General features: G+C 71.7%; 21 protein-coding genes and 1 riboswitch. Of the genes, 9 read left to right on the top strand and 12 right to left on the bottom strand.

The features are described 5' to 3' along the window. Positions 1–50 precede the first annotated feature (50 nt). Together IG78_RS0134810 and IG78_RS0134815 are read left to right on the top strand one after the other, a co-directional pair. Positions 51–827: a pyridoxamine 5'-phosphate oxidase family protein gene (locus tag IG78_RS0134810; protein WP_030571437.1), complete on the top strand. Its 777-nt coding sequence runs from the start codon at positions 51–53 to the stop codon at positions 825–827. A gap of 7 nt (positions 828–834) precedes the next feature. Then, a complete protein-coding gene (locus IG78_RS0134815; protein WP_030571440.1) occupies positions 835–1,479 on the top strand; it encodes an FMN-binding negative transcriptional regulator in 645 nt (214 codons plus the stop codon). Between the two features lie 148 nt (positions 1,480–1,627). Here IG78_RS0134815 and IG78_RS0134820 read toward each other — a convergent pair whose 3' ends face one another. The 5 genes from IG78_RS0134820 to IG78_RS0134840 all read right to left on the bottom strand — a co-directional run bounded on the left by IG78_RS0134820 (position 1,628) and on the right by IG78_RS0134840 (position 6,932). Then, a complete protein-coding gene (locus tag IG78_RS0134820; protein WP_078965809.1) occupies positions 1,628–2,737 on the bottom strand; it encodes a DMT family transporter in 1,110 nt (369 codons plus the stop codon). A gap of 459 nt (positions 2,738–3,196) precedes the next feature. Further along, positions 3,197–4,216, bottom strand: a complete 1,020-nt coding sequence (locus tag IG78_RS0134825; RefSeq protein ID WP_051853219.1) for an EamA family transporter — start codon at positions 4,214–4,216, stop codon at positions 3,197–3,199. 75 nt (positions 4,217–4,291) lie between these two features. Next, positions 4,292–4,846, bottom strand: coding sequence for a Clp protease N-terminal domain-containing protein (locus IG78_RS0134830; RefSeq protein WP_051853224.1), 555 nt, complete (start codon positions 4,844–4,846; stop codon positions 4,292–4,294). Positions 4,847–5,040: 194 nt separating this feature from the next. After that, positions 5,041–5,688 carry a response regulator transcription factor gene (locus IG78_RS0134835; RefSeq protein ID WP_030571450.1) on the bottom strand — a complete coding sequence of 216 codons (648 nt, stop codon included), beginning with the start codon at positions 5,686–5,688 and terminating at the stop codon, positions 5,041–5,043. Further along, complete coding sequence (locus tag IG78_RS0134840) at positions 5,673–6,932, bottom strand: sensor histidine kinase (RefSeq protein ID WP_030571453.1); 1,260 nt, start codon at positions 6,930–6,932, stop codon at positions 5,673–5,675. The genes IG78_RS0134835 and IG78_RS0134840 overlap by 16 nt, the downstream gene beginning before the upstream one ends. 151 nt (positions 6,933–7,083) lie before the next feature. Here IG78_RS0134840 and IG78_RS0134845 point away from each other — a divergent pair, with 151 nt between their 5' ends. After that, positions 7,084–7,521: a hypothetical protein gene (locus IG78_RS0134845; protein WP_030571456.1), complete on the top strand. Its 438-nt coding sequence runs from the start codon at positions 7,084–7,086 to the stop codon at positions 7,519–7,521. 161 nt (positions 7,522–7,682) lie between these two features. Next, entirely contained in the window at positions 7,683–7,871 is a 189-nt protein-coding gene (locus IG78_RS0134850; RefSeq protein WP_030571459.1) for a hypothetical protein, read from the top strand. A gap of 9 nt (positions 7,872–7,880) precedes the next feature. Here IG78_RS0134850 and IG78_RS0134855 read toward each other — a convergent pair whose 3' ends face one another. Then, positions 7,881–8,675, bottom strand: coding sequence for a putative protein N(5)-glutamine methyltransferase (locus tag IG78_RS0134855; protein ID WP_030571461.1), 795 nt, complete (start codon positions 8,673–8,675; stop codon positions 7,881–7,883). Between the two features lie 184 nt (positions 8,676–8,859). Here IG78_RS0134855 and IG78_RS0134860 point away from each other — a divergent pair, with 184 nt between their 5' ends. Continuing rightward, positions 8,860–9,288 carry a type II toxin-antitoxin system Rv0910 family toxin gene (locus IG78_RS0134860; RefSeq protein ID WP_030571464.1) on the top strand — a complete coding sequence of 143 codons (429 nt, stop codon included), beginning with the start codon at positions 8,860–8,862 and terminating at the stop codon, positions 9,286–9,288. 177 nt (positions 9,289–9,465) lie between these two features. Here the strand turns inward: IG78_RS0134860 and IG78_RS0134865 are convergent, their stop codons facing one another. After that, positions 9,466–10,092, bottom strand: coding sequence for a PadR family transcriptional regulator (locus tag IG78_RS0134865; protein WP_030571466.1), 627 nt, complete (start codon positions 10,090–10,092; stop codon positions 9,466–9,468). A gap of 272 nt (positions 10,093–10,364) precedes the next feature. On the opposite strand from IG78_RS0134865, the gene IG78_RS0134870 reads away from it, so the two are divergent. Next, positions 10,365–11,204 (top strand): PhzF family phenazine biosynthesis protein, encoded by an 840-nt coding sequence (locus IG78_RS0134870; RefSeq protein ID WP_030571469.1) that lies wholly within the window; start codon positions 10,365–10,367, stop codon positions 11,202–11,204. 13 nt (positions 11,205–11,217) lie between these two features. On the opposite strand, the gene IG78_RS0134875 is transcribed toward IG78_RS0134870, so the two are convergent. Next, on the bottom strand, positions 11,218–12,018 hold the full coding sequence (locus IG78_RS0134875) for a CPBP family intramembrane glutamic endopeptidase (RefSeq protein ID WP_030571472.1): 801 nt from the start codon (positions 12,016–12,018) through the stop codon (positions 11,218–11,220). 430 nt (positions 12,019–12,448) lie between these two features. Beyond that, a complete protein-coding gene (locus tag IG78_RS0134885; protein ID WP_030571478.1) occupies positions 12,449–13,969 on the bottom strand; it encodes a glutamate-cysteine ligase family protein in 1,521 nt (506 codons plus the stop codon). Positions 13,970–14,455: 486 nt separating this feature from the next. On the opposite strand from IG78_RS0134885, the gene IG78_RS0134890 reads away from it, so the two are divergent. Next, on the top strand, positions 14,456–15,040 hold the full coding sequence (locus IG78_RS0134890) for a hypothetical protein (RefSeq protein ID WP_030571481.1): 585 nt from the start codon (positions 14,456–14,458) through the stop codon (positions 15,038–15,040). 378 nt (positions 15,041–15,418) lie between these two features. After that, on the top strand, positions 15,419–15,625 hold the full coding sequence (locus IG78_RS0134895; RefSeq protein ID WP_030571484.1) for a DUF5999 family protein: 207 nt from the start codon (positions 15,419–15,421) through the stop codon (positions 15,623–15,625). A 112-nt stretch (positions 15,626–15,737) separates the two neighbouring features. Here the strand turns inward: IG78_RS0134895 and gcvP are convergent, their stop codons facing one another. Beyond that, positions 15,738–18,626: an aminomethyl-transferring glycine dehydrogenase gene (gene gcvP, locus IG78_RS0134900; RefSeq protein WP_030571487.1), complete on the bottom strand. Its 2,889-nt coding sequence runs from the start codon at positions 18,624–18,626 to the stop codon at positions 15,738–15,740. A 188-nt stretch (positions 18,627–18,814) separates the two neighbouring features. Next, positions 18,815–18,912, bottom strand: a riboswitch (glycine riboswitch). Between the two features lie 167 nt (positions 18,913–19,079). On the opposite strand from gcvP, the gene IG78_RS0134905 reads away from it, so the two are divergent. Next, the gene (locus tag IG78_RS0134905) at positions 19,080–19,454 is read left to right on the top strand and encodes a PRC-barrel domain-containing protein (RefSeq protein ID WP_030571490.1); all 375 of its coding nucleotides are present in this window, start codon (positions 19,080–19,082) and stop codon (positions 19,452–19,454) included. A gap of 408 nt (positions 19,455–19,862) precedes the next feature. On the opposite strand, the gene IG78_RS50730 is transcribed toward IG78_RS0134905, so the two are convergent. Both IG78_RS50730 and IG78_RS0134910 read right to left on the bottom strand, forming a co-directional pair. Then, the gene (locus IG78_RS50730; RefSeq protein ID WP_199813340.1) at positions 19,863–20,195 is read right to left on the bottom strand and encodes a hypothetical protein; all 333 of its coding nucleotides are present in this window, start codon (positions 20,193–20,195) and stop codon (positions 19,863–19,865) included. Next, positions 20,185–21,681, bottom strand: a complete 1,497-nt coding sequence (locus IG78_RS0134910) for a DNA polymerase IV (RefSeq protein ID WP_078965812.1) — start codon at positions 21,679–21,681, stop codon at positions 20,185–20,187. The genes IG78_RS50730 and IG78_RS0134910 overlap by 11 nt, the downstream gene beginning before the upstream one ends. Positions 21,682–21,800: the final 119 nt, after the last annotated feature.

Below are 21,800 nucleotides of genomic sequence, written 5' to 3' on the forward strand. Positions count from 1 at the left end.
ACCAACCGGGCGCCCCGTGAAGAGCGCCCTGTGAAGTGAGGGAGAAGGCCATGGAGACGACGACGCAGCCGGGCACGCCGGAGAGCGCCTCCTACGCACCGACCGACCGCACCGTCCCCACCCGCTCCCGCGACCGCGCCACATACGACCGCGCGGCGGTGCACGCGATACTCGACGCGTCGTACGTCTGCCACCTCGGCTTCGTGCGCGACGGCGCGCCCATCGTGCTGCCGACGCTGTACGGCCGGGTCGGCGAGCGGCTGTACGTGCACGGGTCCACGGGCTCACGACCGCTGCGGATGGCGGGTGCCGCGCCCGAGGGCACGGCTCCGGAGGGTGCGGCTTCGGAGAGTGGGCCTTCGGAGGGCGGGGCTTCGGAGGGCGTGGCTTCGGAGGGTGCGTCGGACCCGGGTCTTCCGGTGTGTCTGACCGTCACGCATGTCGACGGGCTCGTCCTGGCACGCTCAGCCTTCCACCACTCCATCAACTACCGCTCCGTGATGGTGCACGGCATCGCCCGGCAGGTCACGGACCCCGACGAGAAGCGCACCGCCCTCGACGCCCTCGTCGACCACGTCGTGCCGGGCAGGTCCGCCGACTCCCGCCGCGCCAACGCCAAGGAGCTCGCCGCCACCGCCGTGCTCAGCCTCGACCTCGACGAGGTGTCGGCGAAGATGCGCACGGGCGGACCGGACGACGAGCCGGAGGACATGGACCTCCCCCACTGGTCCGGCGTCGTGCCCCTGCGCAAGGGCTACGACCCCCTCATCCCGTCGGCCGACCTCGCCCCGGGCATCGAGGTCCCCGACTATCTGACCCAGGTCTGACGTGATGATGCTCGTCCACCCCTGGGACGCACCGGCCGACGACACCGAGTGGCGGACCTGGCTCGCCGACCACGACTTCGGCCAGCTCGCCGTGAACGGCCTGCCGGGCGAACCGCCCCACATCCAGCCCACGCACTTCGTGTACGACGCCGACGCGGGCCCGCGTGGCCGCGTCCTGCTCCACCTGGCACGCCCCAACCCCCTGTGGAGCGCCCTCGATGCGGACCCGGAGGTGGTCCTGAGCGTGGTCGACGACTACGTCTTCGTGCCGGGACCGTGGGCCGCGGCCCCGGAGTCCCCGCCCGAGCACGGCGTGCCGACCAGCTTCTACGCCGCTGTGCAACTGCGCTGCACCGCCCGGATCGTGGACGACCCCGCCGAGAAGGCCGAGCTCCTGAACCGCCAGGTCGGGCACTTCCAGCCGGACGGCGGTTCGGCACCGACGGCGGTGGGCGAGGCACCGTTCGGGCGGCTGCTCTCCGGCATCCGGGGCGTGTGCCTGGACGTCGTCGACGTACAGGCGAAGTTCAAGTACGCCCACCACAAGCCGACGGAGGTGCAGGACCGCATCGCCGCGGGCCTCCGGGAGCGGGGCGGCCCGCGCGACGGTGCGGCGCTGGTCCACCAGTTGCGCGGGCGCGGGACGGAGTAGCCGGGCGGGGGCGGGCCGGGGCGTGGACTCCCCCTCGCCCCCGGCTCCCCGTACCGAACGGCCCCACTCCCGCCCCCTCACCCGGCCACAGCGCCGCGCCCCCCTTCAGCCGGTCACAGCGCCCGCGCCCCGCTGCACCCGCGCCCATTCAGCCCGTCACCGCGCCCGCCTCCGTACCCGAATCCCCCTCCGTACCCGAATCCCCCTCCGTACCCGGATCCCCCTCCGCACCCCGCCCCCGCCGCGTCCGAGCGGCCCCCCGCGCCTCGGCCGCCGCGAGCCCCGTGACCGCCGCGAGCATCAGGCACGTGCCCCCGACGGTCGCCGCGTTCAGCTCCTCGCCGAGCAGGGTGACGGCGATGACGGCCGCGCTCACCGGCTCCAGAAGCATGATCACGGAGACGGTCGCGGAGCGGACGACCGCCGCCCCGGCGAAGTACAACGCGTACGCGAACGCAGTCGGCACGGCCGCGATGTAGAACAGCAGGCCCAGGACACGCACGGGTTCGGCGGTGTGCGGCACGAGCCCTTCGACCGCGGCGAGGGGCAGCAGGCACAGCGACACCACGGCGAAGGCCCACACCGTCGTGTCCGAGGAGTCCGCCCCGCCGTCACGCCCCCACCACCGGGTCAGCAGCGTCATGGCGGCGTAACCGGCGGCCGAGAGCAGCGCGAACGCGACGCCCCACGGGCGGACCGCGGCGTCCCCACCGCCCAGGAACAGCACCCCGAGTCCGGCGAGCGCGCCACCCACCGCACAGGCCCCGCCGAGCCCGAGCCGCTCCCCCAGGGCGAGGCGGGCGCCGAGCGCGATGAGGACGGGGCCCGCGCCCAGCGTGACGACGGTGCCGACGGCAAGCCCCGTTGCCTGCACGGCGGCGAAGTAGGCGGTCTGGAAGACCGCCAGGGTCACGCCGGTGACGACGATCCGCAGCACCCTGCTCCGCCGCGGCACGCTGTCGCCGGGGCGCCCGGGGTGCTCGGGGCGCCCGGAGCAACCGGCCTGCTCGGAGCGCCCGGCGCGAACGGCACGCCGCCGCCGCGCCATTCGCGCCGGTCGTGCCGCGAGCAGCAGCAGGAACCCGCCAGCGCAGCGCCAGAAGGAGAGAGCGACGGGCCCCATGTCGCCGGCCGAGAAGACCAGCGACGCGGCAGCACCCGCGGTGCCCCAGGCGACACCGGCGACGGCGAGAAAGAGGAGGCCGCGCCCGACGGACAATCGGGCGGGCAGGTGCGTGCTCGACGCACCCGACGACATGCTTGACACACTCGACACGCTCGACACGTGGATTCTCCGCAGAAGTTCAGGAAGGAGACCGCGTCACGGGCGCGCGAACGTGCGCACGTGCGTGCACATCCGTACGGCGTACGTACGGGGCGTGGGGACACGAGCGGGCGCGGGACCCGGTGACGCCGGTCCTGGGAGGACGTCTGCGGGCAGCACCGTTCCGCCCGGCCGGTGGCCGGGCGTGATCCGTGGGAGGCCCGCGCTAGGGCCTGTCTGGCAATTCCCGTCGTCGCCCGGAGGGCGGCCACGCGGCGTCAGGTGCGTGCTGTCGGCGTGCCGGGCGCGGGCCCTCGTACTGGACGTACTTGCGTCTGCGTCCGGTACGACGGAGAGGGCGTGCATGGCGTCGCGTGGCAGACAGGAACTGTCAGACAGGCCTAGGCGGCCGGGGGCGGAAGAACGAGTGCGCGTGCGTGCATGATCGTCACCCTAGGCGGCGCTGCCGCTGCGGGACAACTCTTCTTCGCAGCCCGGGACGGGGCCCGCCGGGGGCTGCGGCTTCGCCGGTGTCGACGACTGGGCGACGAACGCGCCCGCCAGGACGACGGCGCCGCCGACGAGTTGGGGCGCCGACAGGCGTTCGCCGAGCATCACCCAGGCCAGGACGGTCGCTATGACCGCTTCGAGGCACGCCACGACACCTGCCACCGGCGGCGACAGCCTGCGGACGGCCACCACCCCGGTGACGTAGGCGACTACGGTCGCGAGGAGCACGATCCAGCAGATGAGGAGCCAGGCGGGGACCATCGTGCCGTCCATCGCCGCGCTGCCGCCGAGCACCTCCCAGTCCATGCCCCAGGGGCGCGCGATCAGTGTGAGTACGACGGTGCCGACGAGCAGCCCGTACGCGATGACCCCGAGCGGGTCCGGCGCCTCGTCCCCCGCGTCGCTGCCCTGGTCGGACAGGACGAAGTAGCCGACCTGGCAGCACGCTGCGCCGAGCGCGAGCAGCAGGCCGACCGCGTCGAAGCCGAGGCCCGACCACACCTCGACGACGCAGGCGAGACCGCCCACGGCGAGGACCACACCGAGGGCCGCGGCCCTGGTGACGGGCCTGCGCTGGACGAACCGCACCCAGCCGAGGACCAGCGCGGGAGCGAGGTACTCGACGAGCAGGGCGACGCCGACGGGGATGCGCGAGATCGCGGCGAAGTAGCAGGCCTGCACACCGGCGACGGCGAGCAGGCCGAAGCCCGCGAGCAGCGCGGGCCGCTGCCTGACGAGCGCACGGTGGCGCCAGGCGACCGGCAGCATCACCAGGGCGGCGCCCGCCACCCGCAGCCACACCACGTGCAGCGAGTCGAGGCCCGCCTCGATCAGCGGTTTCGCCGCGACGCCCGAGCCGCCGAACGCGAGCGCCGACAGCAGGGCGAGGCCGAGGCCGAGCCCTCTGCCGCGCTCCACCTGGCCGGGCGCACCGCCCTGTGACTTCTTCCGAGACCCGAGCATCGGCACATGATGGCAGCCGAGGTCATGACCGTCACCCTTGATGACCCCTGTCTCGGTGGGCGGACGACCACAGACTCACGCCCGGAAGCCCGCCCCGGAATCGTGCCCGCACTCGTCCTCCGCGTCGATCCGCCGCAGCAGTTCCGGTACGTCGACCCCGGCGCGGCGCAGCACCTCGACCGCGCGGCACTCGGTGTCGGCGGCCAGGGCCACGAGCAGGTCGACGCCGTCGGCCTGCGGTTCGCCGCGCAGCACGGCACGCTCAAGCGCGGCTTCCATGGCTCCCGCGGCAGCGGGCGAGAGAACCGTTTCTTTCGCCGAGGCCACCAGGGGCACGGCGCCCGAGTCCTCCACGGTGCCCTGCCACTGCAGTCCGTACCCGATGCTGCGCTGGACGAGATAGCCGAGCAGGCGCGCGATCTGCGGCCCGCCGTCGAAGACGGCCCGTACCCGTGGTTCGTACTCAAGGAGCGAGTGCAGCAGGTGAGCCGTGTCGATCTGCCGGTCCCCGTCGCGCAGGGCACGCCGGCGCGCGCCGGCCGTCACCGAGGTCAACGCCGCGCTCAGGCCGGTTTCGATGTCTGCGGGGGTCGGGCCGGGTTCGGCGCCCTGGGGGGTACGGCTTTGCACACCTCCCACCCCATCAGCCCTCCGGCGCACCGGGCATCGGCGGCGGGAAGCATTTCGCCGTCCGACACAGGGTGGGTATGGGCGACCGGGTTGTCCTCCTTACGGATGACATCTCACCGTTCCCGCAGGTGGGGCGCGCGCCGTCGTGCACCGACTTGCGGTGGGGCCGAGGTGCGTCAGGAGTTGGTCAGGTGTCAGGGGTTGTTCAGGTAGGTGAGCACGGCGAGGACGCGGCGGTTGTTGTTGTCGTCATCGGTGATGCCGAGTTTGCCGAACAGGGAGGTGGTGTATTTGCTGATGGCGCTTTCGCTGAGGAAGAGCCGCCGGCCGATGGCCTGGTTGGACAGTCCTTCGGCCATGAGGCCGAGCACGGAGTGTTCGCGTTCGGTGAGCCGTTCGAGCCTTCGGTACGAGGATCCGCTGGACAGTAGTTTGGCGATGACGGCCGGGTCCATGGCGGTCCCGCCGGCGGCGACGCGTTCCAGTGCGTCGATGAACTGGTCGCCGTCGAAGACGCTCTCTTTGAGGAAGTAGCCGATGCCACCAGCGCCGTCGGCCAGGAGTTCGCGGGCGTACAACTGCTCGACGTACTGGGAAAGGATGAGCACCGGCAGTCCGGGCAGTTCGCTGCGGGCGGCAAGAGCCACCCGCAGGCCCTCGTCCGACTGGGTCGGTGGCATGCGGACGTCGACGACGGCGATATCCGGCCGCCACGTCAACAGCGCGTCCAGCGTCTCGGGTCCGGTGGCTGCGGTCGCCACCACCTGGTGTCCATATGCCTCGATGAGGCGAACCATCCCGTCACGCAGGAGGTAGAGGTCTTCGGCTACAACGATTCGCACGGCACCATCATCCTCACCCGCGTGGGGCCGCCTTCGGGGCTGGTGATCTCCAGGGTGCCGTCGAAGACCGCGAGGCGGCGGCACAGCCCCGCGAGTCCGCCGTCGGCTCGCAGGACGGCTCCGCCGCGGCCGTCGTCTTCGACATCGATGACGATGCCGGTGTCGTCCTGGGTGATGGAGATCCGGGCCCGGGTCGCACCGGCGTGCTTGACGGAGTTGGTCAGCAGTTCGGCGATGGCGAAGTACAGAGCGGACTCGATCGACGGGTCCAGGCTGAGTCGCAGGTCCGCGCTGACAGCCGCTTCGAGCGGGCTGTCCAGGGCAAGGGCGCGAACGGCATCGATGAGCCCGCGGTCGTTCAGCACGGGCGGGTTGATCCCCTGGACCAGTTCGCGGAGTTCGGTCAGCGACGCGGTGGCACCGGCCCGCGCTTCCCGCATCAGCGTCCTGGCCTGGTCAGGGTCGGTTTCCAGCAGCTTCTCGGCAGTCGCCAAGGAGAGCCCGAGCCCGACCAGGCGGGCCTGCGCCCCGTCGTGCAGGTCCCGCTCGATCCGGCGGATCTCGGCGGCCTGGGCGACCGTCGCGTCCGCGCGCTGAGCAGTCAGCTCGTCCACCCGGTCCGCCAGCGCCATCGCGGGTGACGGGCGCAGGAAGCGGACGGCCACCGGCTCGACACACCGCCAGGCGTACGGGGCGCCGGCGACAGCCACGACCAGGCCGAGCGCGCCGACGACGCGCGCGGCGGGCCCCGGCCGGCCGAGCCCGAGGATCGCCACGGCCACACCCGTTGGCGGCAGGGATGCGACCAGGCCCGCGGTGAGCGGCGCGATCACCGTGAACCGCAGGTCGCGCCAGTTGGCGGGGTCGCTCCACCGGACCCGCCACTTCTGGTCCAAGAGGGCGTCGCGGCGGGTGCGCTCGTAGCTGAAACCGTTCCACCAGTACCCGGTGGACATCCGCGTCACCGGCCCGGCCTGCCGGTATCCGGCGGGGATGACGGTGGCCGTCCACCTCGCGACGAGGAAGCGGACCATCCGGCAGACCGGGCGGGACAGGACGAGCGTGCTCCCGCACACCAGCACGACCGGTGCGACCCACGACCACGGGTTTCCCGCTCCCCACCAGATCCCCAGCGCCACGGCGGCGGCCCACACGGCCGGGACCAACATGGTGACGACCGTCACGACGCACGCCCGTACGAACCCCACACCGACGCGCGCCGGCCACGAACCCAGCAGTCTCATGACTCTTCCTCCGCTTTCCGTTCGGTGCTCCCACTGTGCACCGCACGGAGCCCGCTACCGTCCTGGTCAGCCGGGGAGTAGGGCTATCCCCACCCACCCGTGGGTCTGGACGGATACCGCGTCGGCCCGGCGCTTTTTAGCGTCGGTGAGCATGGAAACCAACAAGCACACGACTGAGGCGGCACTCCTCGACAGCCCCCGCGCCCAAGAGGCCTTCGCCACGGCGAACAACAGCGTCAAGGTCTACGGCGCACTCGGCGCCGTCGCCCTCCTGGCGGTCGTCGTGGTGTCGACCAGCGGTCATATGGTGAACACGTTCATGTGGGTCCGGGCTGTCCTGCTGCCTGTAGTCGCCGTGCTGCTCCACCGGATGACCGTCTCCGCTTCCCGGGGATCCCAGCGGGCCTTCGAGCGCGTGAGCGCCCTCGCCGTCATCATGCCGATCGCGATCATCGGTGTGGACCTGGTCCCGGGTGTCTGCCCGCCGTGGTACGCCGTGACGCAGGCCGTCTGCATACTGCCCGTCGTCCGAGTCGCGTTCATCACCCGCGGCTCCGCACTGCGCGCCACCTTCCCCAAGTCACGCTGACCCCACCCCTAGCTCCTGCGTGCTTCCCGACTGCTCCTGCGTGCTTCCCGACTGCACCAACGGCATCGTCCGACGCATCCGGGGCGCGTACACCTTCGCCTGCCGTGACCAACACGGCGCCGTTACGCAACCACCGCGCACCGGCACTCGTCGTGACACACATGGAGAGCAGGTGCTGGTTGGTCACCCTGCCGGCCGTGGACGGCAGACAGTACGTGTACCGGGTGTACGCCCCCGCGGACGCGCTGCTCGCGGACCTGTTCTGGGAAGCCTGGCACTGCCACGACGAGGGACCGTTCCCCCGCGCCCTGGACCTGTTCGACGCGGCGGTGATACAGCACGTCGGATAGTACGAGGCGTCAGTTGCCGTGCGCCCCGGGCCCGGCGGTCCCCACCACCACCGTCGCGTACAGCTCCTCATCCGTCACGACCCGCGCCGCGAGACCGGCCGCCCGCACCGCCGTAACCGCCGCAGACACCTGGCGCTCACTGGTCTCGAAGAGCAGCCGCCCGCCCGGCGCCAGCCACCGCGACGCGTCCAAGGTCACCCGGCGCAGCACGTCGAGCCCGTCCGAACCCCCGTCGAGGGCCACCCGCGCCTCGTGCTCCCGAGCCTCGGACGGCAGCAGCGCCACCTCGTCCGACGGCACGTAGGGAACGTTCGCCAGCAGCACGTCGACGCGGCCCGCGAGCCGCTCGGGCAGCGCCGCGTAGAGGTCGCCCTCGTGAACGTGGCCCTGCGCGGCCCCGACATTGCGGCGCGCGCACGCCACCGCGGCCGGGTCGACGTCCGCCGCGTGCAGTTCGACCCGCCCGAGGGCGGCGGCGAGCGCGGCACCGAGCGCGCCCGAACCGCAGCACAGGTCGACCACCACGGCACCGGGCCCGGCGAGCGACGCGGCCTCACGGACGAGGAATTCCGTACGGCGGCGCGGCACGAAAACACCGGGGTCGACGGCGATCCGCAGCCCCCCGAACTCGGCCCACCCCACCACGTGTTCCAGCGGCAGCCCGCTCACCCGGCGCGCCACCATGACATCGAGGTCACCGGCGTCCGACGCCGCGGCGAGCAGCACGTCCGCCTCGTCCTCGGCGAACACACAGCCGGCCGCGCGCAGTCGCTCGACGACGGCGGAGTGGACGGTCAGGGGCATCGGGGGCCTTCCCACGTTCCGGGCAAAGAGGCCGACGGCAACCAAGCCAGCGGCAAAAAGATCTACCCTACCGGGCAGCCAGACCTGACGGTTCATCAGTATTGAATGTTCCGGGCGCCCCGGCTACGTTCCGCGACACCATGACTGCGCCTGCCGCAGCAGCCGACGAGAAGGGGTGGCCGCCTTGGCCGAAGTCAGCGCGGAAGCACACATCGAGGCACCGGCGGAGAAGGTCTGGGCGCAGCTCACCGACTTCTCCTCGTACGGGCAGTGGAACACCACCCACACCAGCTTCCCGAAGGGCGGCCCCACGACGCTCGCGGTGGGCGGCACCTTCGCGGAGAACCTGAAGCTGATGGGCTTTCCGGCCGAGGTGAACTGGACGATCGAGGACCTGGAGACCGCCCGGACGTTCGCGATCACGGGCCAGGGCCCGATGGGCGTCGACGTCGGCACCCGTTACACGCTCACCCCGGACGGCGACGCGACGACCGTCCGCATCGACGGCCGGTTCACCGGCGCCGCGGTGTCACTGATGGCGGGCAGACTCAAGGACTCGGCGACGGCCGCGCTGAACGAGTCACTGCGGAAACTGGGCGCCCTTGTGACCTGACCGGCCAGGTGACCCGTACGACAGCGAGGCACCCCGCGCGATCCACACGGGGTGCCTCGGCACAGCAGGACGCCTCAATACAGCGGGGTGCCTCGGTGCAGGAGTGCGGGCGCACGCGCACATCGGCCCGCACCGCTCCAGCACCTCAGCCTTAGCCTCAGCCCTCATCGGCAAGGATCAGTCCTCATCGGCGAGGATCAAGTACATCTTCTTGCGGGCGTCGTTGACGACGGCGAGCGCCTTCTCGCGCTGCTCTTTGGAACCGGACTTCCAGACCTGGCCGAACGCTTCCATCAGGCCGAAGCCCGCCTGCCGGATCTCGGTCAGGGCCTCCCAGTCGACCCCGCGCCCGGCCTCTTCCCAGGGCGCGTCCGGGCCTTCGGCGGCCGCCTCGCGGCCTGCCTCGGTGAGCGAGAAGAGCTTCTTGCCACCCTCGCTCTCGCTGGTGATCAGGCCCTCGTCCTCCAGGAGCTGGAGGGTCGGATAGACGGAGCCGGGGCTGGGCTTCCACGCCCCGCCGCTGCGCTCGGCGATCTCCTGGATCATCTCGTAACCGTGCATCGAACGGTCCTTGAGGAGGGCCAGGATCGAGGCGCGTACGTCACCGCGCCGCGCCCTGCCCCTGGGTCCGCCCCGGCCACCGCGACCGCCGCCCCAGGGGCCGCCGCCGAAGCCGGGTCCGAACGGGCCGAACGCCGCGCGCCGCCCCTCGAAGCCTTCCCGGTCCTCGCGGCCGGGTCCGTACGAGCCGCGCCCGCGTCCGTGTCCATGCCGGTGCTCGTGCTCAAAACCGTGGGAACGCATGTCGATCCTCCCTTTCGTCGTTCCGTGCTGGAGATCTGGAGATACCGCGACACCTTCGATCAGCAGCCTCTGATATCGATCAGCAACATCTTTGATCAGTCGCGATGCTTCAACGATATATCGGGACTGTTCGTCTGACAACCCCGTACCGAGCACCGCCTCCGACTGCACCTCGTACGCATGACCAAAATGACCCCGCCACGCCGAAACCCAGGCCAGTTGGACGGAATTGGCCTTGGCCGAACCCTCGGTCGGCCCCTTAGCGTCGCCTCATGACTGCTGAAACCCCCGGTACCGCACGGACCCGGATCCGCGTCGTGGACGCCTTCGCCGACCGCCCCTTCACCGGCAATCCCGCGGGTGTCGTGCTCCTCGACGCCTTTCCTGACGACACCTGGCTCCAGCGGGTGGCCGCGGAGGTCAATCACGCCGAGACCGCGTTCGCGCACCGGCTTCCGACGGGCGGCGCGGCCGACTGGGCGCTGCGCTGGTTCACGCCCGCCACCGAGGTCGACCTGTGCGGCCACGCCACGCTGGCCACCGCGCACGTCCTGCACACCACGGGCGCCGCCACCGGCCCCGTGCGCTTCGCCACCCGGGCCGGCGTGCTCCTGGCCACGGCCCACGCCGACGGCACGATCACGCTCGACTTCCCGACCGCGCCCCTCACCCCGGCCGAGCTCCCGGAGCTGGCCGTCGAGACCCTGGGCGCCGAGCCGCTCTCCGTCCACGACACGGGACCGCACCTGGGTGATCTGCTGATCGAGCTGGCCGACGAGAAGACGGTCCGCGCGCTCACGCCGGACCACCGGGCCCTCGCCCGGCACTCCCGGCGCGGAGTCATCGCGACCGCGCCCGCCGAGGACCCGTCCCGGGGCTACGACTTCGTCTCACGCGGCTTCTTCCCGGGCGTCGGCATCGACGAGGACCCGGTGACGGGCAGCGCGCACACCGCGCTCGCCCCGTTCTGGAGCGCCCGCCTGGGCCGCAGCGACCTGACGGGCCTCCAGGCCTCGGCGCGCTCCGGGCTCGTCGCTACCGCCGTACGCGGCGACCGCACCCTGCTGACCGGCAACGCGGTCACGGTCATCGAAGGCGATCTGCTGGCGTGACCCGGTTACCGCGTCAGGCCGTCGGCAGCCACCCCACCTTGCCCGCGAGCAGCGCGTATCCCACGAACGCCCCGATGTCGAGCAGGGAGTGGGCCACCACGAGCGGCCCGACCCGGCCCCACCGCCGGTACAGGAGCACGAACACCACCCCCATCGCCATGTTCCCGACGAACCCGCCGATGCCCTGGTACAGGTGGTACGAGCCGCGCAGCACCGAACTCCCGATCAGCGCCGCCGTCGGCGTCCAGCCCAACTGGTCGAGGCGGCGCAGCAGATAGCCGACGACGATCACCTCCTCCAGTACGGAGTTCTGCAGCGCGGAGAGCACGAGTACGGGGTACTTCCACCAGACGTCCGGCAGGTCCTCCGGCACCACCGTGAGGTTGAAGCCGAGGCCGCGGGCCGCCAGATAGAAGGCGATGCCGGTGGAGCCGATGACCGCGGCCACCACGGTCCCCCGGCCGAGGTCGGGCCAGGGCCTGCTCCGGTCGAAGCCGATGGCCCGCAGCCCGGAGCCCTCGCGCAGCAGGAGGTGCGCGACCAGCGCCACCGGCACGAGCGCGGTGGTGATGCCGAACAACTGCCAGGCGAGATCGAGCCAGGGGCGACCGGGGGCGGCCGACGAGTTGAGGGTCGCCGCCTGGTCCTTGAGCCCTCCCGGCCGTGTGACCGAGCCGATAAAGCTGATCAGCGCGGACACTCCGCTCGCGCCCAGCGAGAGCGCGAGGACGAGCAGCGTCTCGTCCCGGAGGAACCGCCGCGAGGGCCCCGCCTCAGTAAAAGAACCGGCCATAGGCCCCGGCTCCGCTTGCACCCCTGCCTCCAGTTGAGTAATCCCGCCGCCACCCGCCCGCGTGCCACCGCACCGGGGAGGGCAGCACCGCCGTGGGACGTCACAGCTTGCCCGATGAACGCAGGACGGAAGCAGCCGACCCACGCTCACGGGGCCGCGGGCGCACCGTGGCCCTCGCCCTGGGCGTCACCTGCGGGCACGGCGGTCGCGGTCCGCGGCGGATTCCTGCCCCTCGGCGGATGCGGTCGCCGCGCGGGAGCCGTACGCGGGAGCCGTACAAGGTCGCCGACAAGCTCCGCCCCGACGTATCCGAGTCCGCGTACGACGTGTGGGTGCCCGACTCCACGCGCTGGACCCAGCGTGCCGACCCCGGCGACGGCAACACGCGGCGGCGCGGCGGCGCGGCGGCTGAACCGCCGTACGGCCGGACCGCCGAACCGCCCGACCGGCCTCAGCGCCCCGGCAGCGCCGGTTCCGGCAGCCCCACCGGCCAGGTGTGCACCGGTTCGCCCGCGTGCATCAGCTCGCAGTAGCGCCGGGTGGTGGCCGCGAGTGCCGCGTCCCGCTCCAGGCCGCGCTCCAGGGCCCGGTGATAGGTCGCCGTCTGCCAGGAAGCCCCGTTGACCCGCCTGCGGCACCGCTCCTCGATCACGCCGAGATACAGGTCTCGGTCGGCGGGCTCCACGCCCCAGGCGTCCAGGCCCGACGCGGCCAGCGGCAGCAGCTCGTCCTGTACGAGATCGACGGCGGCCACCTGCGTCGTCCCGCCGTACCGCCCGCGCCGCGGCCACTCCAGACGCGCCTCGATGCCGTGGCGGCAAGCGGTGTCGAAGTTGCGGGCCGCGGCCTCGAACGGCAGCCGTGACCACACCGGCCGCGTCTCCTCGGCGAGCGCCCTGACCACCCCGTAGTAGAAGGCGGCGTTGGCGATCACATCGGTGACCGTGGGCCCGGCGGGCAGGACCCGGTTCTCCACCCGCAGATGCGGCACGCCGTCCGCGATGCCGTACACCGGCCGGTTCCAGCGGTACACCGTGCCGTTGTGCAGCGCCAGCTCACTCAGCTCCGGTACGCCGCCCGCGTCCAGGACGGCCAGCGGGTCCTCGTCCTCGCACAGCGGGATCAGGGCCGGGAAGTACCGCAGGTTCTCCTCGAAGAGCTCGTAGGCGCTGGTGATCCACCGCTCGCCGAACCAGGAGCGCGGCCGCACCCCCTGCGCCTGGAGCTCGGGCGGCCGGGTGTCCGTGGACTGCAGGAACAGCGGCGGCCTCGACTCGCGCCACAGTTCGCGCCCGAACAGGAACGGCGCGTTGGCGCCGACCGCGACCTGCGCCGCGGCCACGGCCTGCGCGGCGTTCCACACGGCGGCGAACTTGCCCGGCGTGACCTGGAGGTGCAACTGCACGGACGTACACGCCGCCTCGGGCGCGATCGACGCGAAGGTGCACGTCAGCCGCTCCACGCCCTCGATGTCCAGCGAGAAGCTCTCACCGCGCGCGGCCACGATCTGATCGTTGAGCAGGGTGTAGCGCTCGGCGTCGGAGAGGTTCGCGGAGACCAGGTCCTGACGCGAGAGCGTCGGCAGAATGCCGATCATCACGATACCGGCGTCCACCTCGATCGCTTTCCTGTGGGCATAGCCGAGACCCGTGCGCAGCTCTTCGGCTAGACGGTCGAGAACGCGTCCGCCCAACCGGTGCGGGGCAATGTTCACTTCCAGATTGAACATTCCGAGCTCCGTCTGGAAATCACGACTCGCGATGCGCTCGAGAACTTCAGCATTCATCATTCTCGGCATCCCGTCGGGACCCGCCAGATTCAGCTCGATCTCCAGTCCCATCAGATTCTTGGGCCGGTCGAACCGCTGCTCCTCCAGGAGTCGTCCAAGTCCGGTCAAGCACCGCTGCAGCTTGATCCGGTACTGGTGGCGATCGGACAGGTCGAACGTTTCTGCCGCGACCTTCTCCCCCATCGAAGCGTCCCTCCTCGGATGGGCTGCCGGCGACCCGGCCGCTGCTGTGTACGGGGGATGATGCCCAGCCGATGTGATCCGTAACGCCCCACGCGGGGCCATGGCCCCCTATGGTGGAGTGAGTTTCCACACGGCACATTCACGGGGCATGAAGAAGTTCACGGTTTTCGACCCTCCGGTTGTGGTGAAAAAACCGATGAGAATCAGCCGACCGCGGCCGCACGGAATATCGAGGTCAGGGCCGGGGACCGGGATCCGGAACCGGGCGAAATGCCGCAGAGGCGCGACCAAATAGCGACTTGCAGAGGCCGTACACAGCGGCTAGTGGAAACAATGCCTGAACATATGTCGTATAAACTCCGCGGTTGAGGCGGAGAGTTTGGCGCGCGCGGTCCCCCTGCCCCGCCCCTCTGGCCCAGAGCTGACAGCGTCGTCCGCACCTGCCCCCGCTCCACCGTGCCTGTCGAACGAGAGAGGCGACCCACCATGCCCCTGTACGTCCCCCCGGCTCCCGCACCCGCCCTGCGCAGTGTCCTCACGGCCCTCGGCTCCCCGACCGCCGTCCGCGAAGCCAGCACCCCGTCCCTGCGTGCCGCCAAGGGCCCCACGAGTGCCGAACTTCCCCTGCCGGTGCACGAGTTGGAGCGCGTCACGGCGACCGGCGCAGCCCCGACCAAGCTCACCGGCTGGCGCTTCCTGGTCCGCAGCGGCGAACGCACGGTGGCCGCCGCGGACACCATGCTCACGCCGGACGGCTGGGCGTTCTCACACTTCCGCGAAGGCCCGTACATCGCGTCGGCCGAGCGGGCCCTGCGCCACGCCGAGGCCATGCCCAAGGCATACCAGCCCCGGCTGCTCTCCATGCCGGAGCTCTACATGCTCATGCTGTGGCTGCACGCCGACTGCACGGACGACGGCGCCGAGGGGTCCCTCGCTCCCACCGACCTCCTGGTGCCGCTCGCCCCCGCGCCCCCGGGCATCGCGGCCCACCGCCCGCACCGCGCCGCCGACCTGCTGCCCGTGCTCACCCACCGGCTCACCCCGGTCCCGCTCCTGGGCTCCCCCGCCTGACTCAGGCCACCCCCGGCCGCGCCACCGCCACCACGCGCTCCAGGTCTCGGTGAGCCAAGCTCGAGCCGCTTGCCTTGCCGAGTCCTGCCGAGTGCTGCACTGTGCTGCCCTGAACCCTGTTGAACCCTGCTGCCCAACCGGACTAGCCCACTTCGGCTACGGCGAACCACCCAAAGGGACAGGGAAGTTGGGCTGAACCGTCCGGGCGGGTGATACGTCATTAAGCAGTAGGAGCCCGCTACAGCAAAATCCCTGCGGAATCACGCTCGTAGGGCAACACTGGATCGGACCGAAGAAAACGGGGGAACGGCCATGAACACCTCAGCGAGCCGTGGGACAGACGTCCCCACCATCACGACCCAGCGAAAGAACCCTTCCATGTGCCAGCACCAGCCGCCCTGCCCGACAGCCGAATCCGCCGACCGGGAGGCCGCGCTGCTCGCGGCGCACCATCCCGAGCAGGGCTGGAGTCTGCTGTGCAACGGCGTCCTGCTCTTCGAGGACACCGGTGAGCTGCTGCCGAACGGCGAGATCATCGCCCCGCACCGACCGCTGGGCACCAGTCAGGTGATGACGGCCGCCTGAGCCGTCCACCACGCACACAAAGGGCCGGCCCGGACTTCCGTCCGAACCGGCCCTGACTCATGTCCGCCGGCACCGCACGACCGGTGCCCACGTCATGGGTGCTGCCGCTGCATCAGTCCTCGTACGCGTCCAGGGGCGGGCACGAGCAGACCAGGTTCCGGTCACCGTACGCCTGGTCGATACGGCGCACCGGCGGCCAGTACTTGTCCGCCACCATCACTCCGGCCGGGAAGACGGCCTCCTCGCGGGTGTAGCCGTGCTCCCAGTCGCCGCCGAGCGCGGCGGCCGTGTGCGGGGCGTTGCACAGCGGGTTGTCGTCGGCGGACCAGGCGCCGCTCGCGACCTTCTCTATCTCGCCGCGAATGGCGATCATCGCCTCGCAGAACCGGTCCAGCTCGTCCAGGTCCTCGCTCTCCGTCGGCTCGATCATCAGCGTGCCCGCGACCGGGAAGGACATGGTCGGCGCGTGGAAGCCATAGTCGATGAGGCGCTTGGCGATGTCGTCGACACTGACGCCCGTGGCCTTGCTGAGCGGACGCAGATCGATGATGCACTCGTGCGCGACGAGGCCGCCGGGGCCGGTGTAGAGCACCGGGTAGTGCGGCTCCAGGCGCTTGGCGATGTAGTTCGCCGAGAGCACGGCGACCTGCGTGGCGCGCTTGAGGCCCTCGCCACCCATGAGGCGTACGTACGCCCAGGAGATCGGCAGGATTCCGGCCGAGCCCCACGGGGCGGCGGAGATCGGGCCGACGCCCGTCTCGGGCCCCGCGGCGGGCTGCAACGGGTGGTTGGGCAGGTACGGGGCGAGGTGCCCGCGCACGGCCACCGGGCCGACACCGGGACCGCCGCCGCCGTGCGGGATGCAGAACGTCTTGTGCAGGTTCAGGTGCGAGACGTCGCCGCCGAAGTGACCGGGCTTGGCGAGGCCCACCAGGGCGTTGAGGTTGGCGCCGTCGACGTACACCTGGCCGCCCGCGTCGTGCACGGACGCACAGATGTCGGCGACGTGCTCCTCGAAGACGCCGTGCGTGGACGGGTAGGTGATCATCAGGACGGCGAGCTGGTCGCGGTACTGCTCGATCTTGGCGCGCAGGTCCTCGACGTCGATCTCACCGTCGTCCGCGGTCCTCACCACGACGACCTTCATGCCCGCCATCACGGCGCTGGCGGCGTTGGTGCCGTGCGCGGAGGACGGGATGAGGCACACGGTCCGCTGGTCGTCGCCGTTGGCGCGGTGGTAGCCGCGCACCGCGAGCAGTCCGGCGAGCTCGCCCTGTGAACCGGCGTTGGGCTGCAGCGACACCTTGTCGTACCCGGTGACCTCGGCGAGCCGCTCCTCCAGCTCGCGGATCAGCGTCAGATAGCCCTGCGCCTGCTCGGCGGGCGCGAAGGGGTGCAACTGGCCGAACTCCGGCCAGGTCACCGGCTCCATCTCCGTGGTCGCGTTGAGCTTCATGGTGCAGGAGCCCAGCGGGATCATGCCGCGGTCGAGCGCGTAGTCGCGGTCGGCGAGGCGGCGCAGGTAGCGCAGCATCGCGGTCTCGGAGCGGTACTGGTGGAACACCGGGTGGGTCAGGTACGCGTCGGTGCGCAGGAGGCCGGTGGGCAGCGAGTCGGCCGCGGCGGCGTCGAGCGCCTCCACGTCGGCCTCGACGCCGAACGCCGCCCACACCGCGGCGAGCTGCGCCCGCGTCGTGGTCTCGTCGCACGCGAACGACACCTGGTCGGCGTCCACGAGGTGGAGGTTCACGCCACCCTCGCGAGCCGCGCTCACGACGTCGGCGGCCCGCCCCGGGACCCGGACCGTCAGCGTGTCGAAGTACGCCTGGTGCACGACCTCGACGCCACCGGCCTTCAGGCCCTCGGCGAGGATCGTCGCGTACCGGTGGGTGCGCCGGGCGATCGTGCGCAGGCCCTCGGGGCCGTGGTAGACGGCGTACATACCGGCCATGACGGCGAGCAGCACCTGCGCGGTACAGATGTTGCTGGTCGCCTTCTCGCGGCGGATGTGCTGCTCACGGGTCTGCAGCGCGAGCCGGTAGGCCTTGTTGCCGTCGGCGTCGACGGACACGCCCACGAGCCGTCCCGGCAGGCTGCGGGCGAACTTCTCACGCACCGCCATGTAGCCGGCGTGCGGGCCGCCGAAGCCCATCGGCACGCCGAAGCGCTGGGTGGTGCCGACGGCGATGTCCGCGCCGAGCTCGCCGGGCGAGGTGAGCAGCGTGAGCGCCAGCAGGTCGGCGGCCACAGAAACGATTGCTCCCAGCTCGTGGGCCCGGTCGATGAGCGGCTTGATGTCCCGTACGGCTCCGGAGGCGCCCGGGTACTGGAGGAGCACCCCCACCACTCCGCGCTCGGCGACGTCGGCCGGGATCCCGTCGCTCAGGTCCGCGACGACGACCTCGACGCCGGTCGGCTCGGCCCGGGTCCGGATCACGGCGACGGTCTGCGGCAGGACGTCGGCGTCGATGAGGAAGACGCCGTTCTTGACCTTGCCAAGGCGCCGCGAGAGCGCCATGGCCTCGGCGGCTGCGGTGCCCTCGTCGAGCAGCGAGGCGCCGGAGGTGGGCAGCCCGGTGAGCTCGGCGACGGCGGTCTGGAAGTTGAGCAGTGCCTCGAGGCGGCCCTGCGAGATCTCCGGCTGGTACGGCGTGTAGGCCGTGTACCAGGCGGGGTTCTCCATCACGTTCCGCAGGATCACGGGCGGCGTGAACGTGCCGTAGTAACCGAGCCCGATCATGGAGTCGAGCACCTGGTTGCGGTCCGCGAGCGAGCGCAGCTCGGCGAGCACCTCGGCCTCGGTACGCGCGCCGGGCAGCTCAAGAGCCTCAGCGTTCTTGATCACGTCCGGTACCGCGGCTGCCGTGAGTTCGTCGAGCGAGCCGTAGCCGACCTGGGCGAGCATCTTGGCGCGGGCTTCGGCATCGGGGCCGATGTGCCGCTGCTCGAAGGGAATTCCCTGTTCGAGCTGCGAAAGCGGCGTACGAGGGGTGGCGGTCATTGCGGAGGCCTCCTGGTCTGACGCGACCTGCGAGGGGCACCACGGCGCGGGTACCCGGACGGCCTCCCCCTCTGTCATCTCAACCTGAGAGCTTCACAGCGCCGCCGCGAGGAGACACTGCTTTCACCGTCGGTGAGGAAGGGTTTCGAACGTGCCCGCCCGACGCCCGCCCTGCTTTCCAGAGTGACCTCGTCCGTGCGGTACATGGGCCTGAGAGATTCCGGGGAGGAGTTGCTCCTTCGGCGCCTCCGGTGCTGCCACCGAAGAGCTCTCCCGCACGGGGTCAACAGCCGTTTGCCAGCCTACCAGCGAGGCCCGTGGCCGGTCCCTCGAGTGGCCGCCTGCCCCGAAGTGCTCTTTCGTAGTGATTACGAACAAAATCCGACCGCACCCCGAACGAGGTTTGGACCAGTACGCCCGAGCATGAGCGAATTGCGAACCGTTGGAGGGACCGTGCAGACCGAAATCGATCCGCGCAACCTGATCGGCCGCAAGGCGTTCGACCGCGACGGAGCCAAGATCGGCACGATCGACGAGGTCTACCTCGACGACGCCACCGGTGCCCCGGAGTGGGCGGCGATACGCACGGGCCTGTTCTCCAGGGACGCCTTCGTGCCCCTGGAGCCCAGCGAACTGGTCAAGGACGGCACCCTGCGCATCCCCTTCGAGCGCGCCCTCATCAAGGACGCCCCCGACTTCGGCGTCGGCCGCCACCTGTCCCCCGAACAGGAACTCCAGCTCTACCGCCACTACGGCCTCGACCTGGCCCCGCCTCCTCCGCCACCGGACGTGGACTTCGGCCACACGGCGAACGCCACAGACACCTGAGCGCACGCTGCCGGGTCCGCCCTGCCGGGTCCGCCTTGCTGGGCGGCTCTGCTGGGCGGCTCTGCCCCCCTGCCGGGCCTACGAGCAGGTTTCCGCCCAGGCCTGCGCGGCGAACCAGGCCGCCGAGGCCCGCTCCCGCCCCGCTCGGCACCCGCCTGGGGCCCACGGAGGTCGTCCGCCTGGGGCCACGGGGGGCTCCGCCTGGGGCCACGGGGGGGCTCCGCCTGGGGCCACGGGGGCGTCCGGCCTCGGTGATACGGGGCGTGGCTGCCTCACGCTGGGGCACAGCCGCTCGCGCTCCCTGGCAGCGACGCGCGTCCTGCCGGACAGGACCACCTCCCATCGCGCATCTCCCAGCCCAGAAACTTCCCCAGCCCTAGCCGCCCGCTAGCTCCGCCCCCCCGGGGGCTACACCTCGGCCACCGGCGCCGCAACCGTCAGAACCGGAGCAGAGCCGGGGCCGGGGCGGGGGCCGAGGCCGGGGCCGGGGCGGGGGCCGAGGCCGGGGCCGGGGCCGGAGCGGGGGCCGGAGCGGGGTCCGGACCCGGAGCCGGAGCCAAGGCCGGGGCCAGGCCCGGGGCCGAAGCCGCGTCCGGGGCCGAAGCCGGGCCCAGGCCCGGAGCCGAGACCGAAGCCGAGGCCGGAGCCGAAGCCGGAGCCGAGGCCGGGTCCAGGCCCTGAGCCGAGACCGAAGCCGAAGCCGAGGCCGGAGCCAAAGCCGAGCCGGAGGCTACCCCGCACCCGGCACAGGCAGCCCCGCCTCCGGGCCCACGACCGCCGCCCCCTCCCCCGGACCGGGGGCTGCGACAAGCGGGAGCGGATCCGACGGTTCCAGTTCCGGATCGTCCGTACGGAACGTCCGCACCCGCCCCGGCACCGACTGCGGCGTCTCGAACCGCACCGTCACCCGCCCCAGGCCGCTCCCCTGGACCCACCCGGCCCCGTGCACGGCATGCCGTACGTCGTGCCCGGAGGGCCACCTGCGCTCAGCGGGAGGCACCGGCTCGGCCCCGCCGGACTCGGCCGGGCCCGGCTCGACCCCACCGACGCTCTCGCCCCCCGCCCCCTCGGCAGGCAGCCCGCCACCGCCCTCCTGGGCGGCCCCAGGGTCACCATCCGCCCCGGCGGCCTCCGCGGCCTCCGCCTCCGCCTTCGCCTGGGCCTGTGCGAACAGGTCCTCCTGCGTGTAGTCGGCGAGCCCGCTGACGCCGACGCCGAGCAGCCGTACACCCCCCGTGGTGTCCACGGACTCGAGCAGCCGCGCGGCGGCCTCCCGCACCACGCCGGGGTCGTCCGTGGGCCCTCGCAGCGTCTCGGACCGCGTCAGCGTCGAGAAGTCGAAGCGCCGCACCTTCAGCACGATCGTCCGCCCGGAGTGCCCCGCGGCCCGCAACCGCTGCACACACCGTTCGGCGAGGCGGGCCACTTCCATCCGCACCCGCACCCGGTCGTGGATGTCCACGTCGTACGTGTCCTCGACACTGACCGACTTGGTGTCCCGCTCGGCCACCACGGGCCGCTCGTCGCGCGCCAGCGCCATCGCGTACAGCGCACCGCCGTGCGCCTTGCCCAGAAGCCGTACCAGCTCGTCCTCGCCCGCCTCGGCCAGCTCCCCGACGGTGGTGATCCCGGCTCTTCGCAGATGGTCCCCGGTCGCGGGACCGACGCCCGGCAGGATCCGCACGGACATGGGCTCGAGCAGCTTCCGCTCCGTACCGGCCGGTATGAGCACCAGGCCGTCCGGCTTGGCCTGCTCGGAGCCGATCTTCGCCAGCATCTTGCACACGGCGAGCCCCACCGAACCGGTCAGACCCGTCACCCGCAGGATGTCCGCCCGCAGCCGCTCCCCCACGGCCCGCGCCGACGCCTCGTCCGAGGCCACACCGCCCGCCTCCAGGTCCACGAAGGCCTCGTCCAGGCTCAGCGGCTCCACGAGCGGCGACAGCTCCCGCAGCAACCGCATGACCTGCTCGCTGATGTCACGGTAGAACGAGAACCGCGGCACGAGATACGCGGCGTTAGGAGCGAGCCGGCGCGCCTGCCCCATGGGCATCGCCGAGTGCACCCCGAACCGGCGCGCCTCGTAGGAGGCGGTGGCGACGACTCCGCGCGGGCCGAGGCCACCGACGACCACGGCCTTGCCGCGCAGGCTCGGCTTGGCCGCCTGCTCGGCGGACGCGTAAAAGGCATCCATGTCGAGATGCAGAATCGTCGGCGCGCTTCTCACATCTCCGATGCTGCCCTAAGCCACTGACAATCCCGGTGCTCCACGGCACAACGACACCACCACACCGACCAGGGCAACACCGGCACCCCGCCAGACGGCCCGACCGCGACCGCCCGGCG

The sequence above is a fragment of the Streptomyces aureocirculatus genome, from assembly GCF_000720475.1.
In the GTDB taxonomy this organism is placed as follows: domain Bacteria; phylum Actinomycetota; class Actinomycetes; order Streptomycetales; family Streptomycetaceae; genus Streptomyces; species Streptomyces aureocirculatus.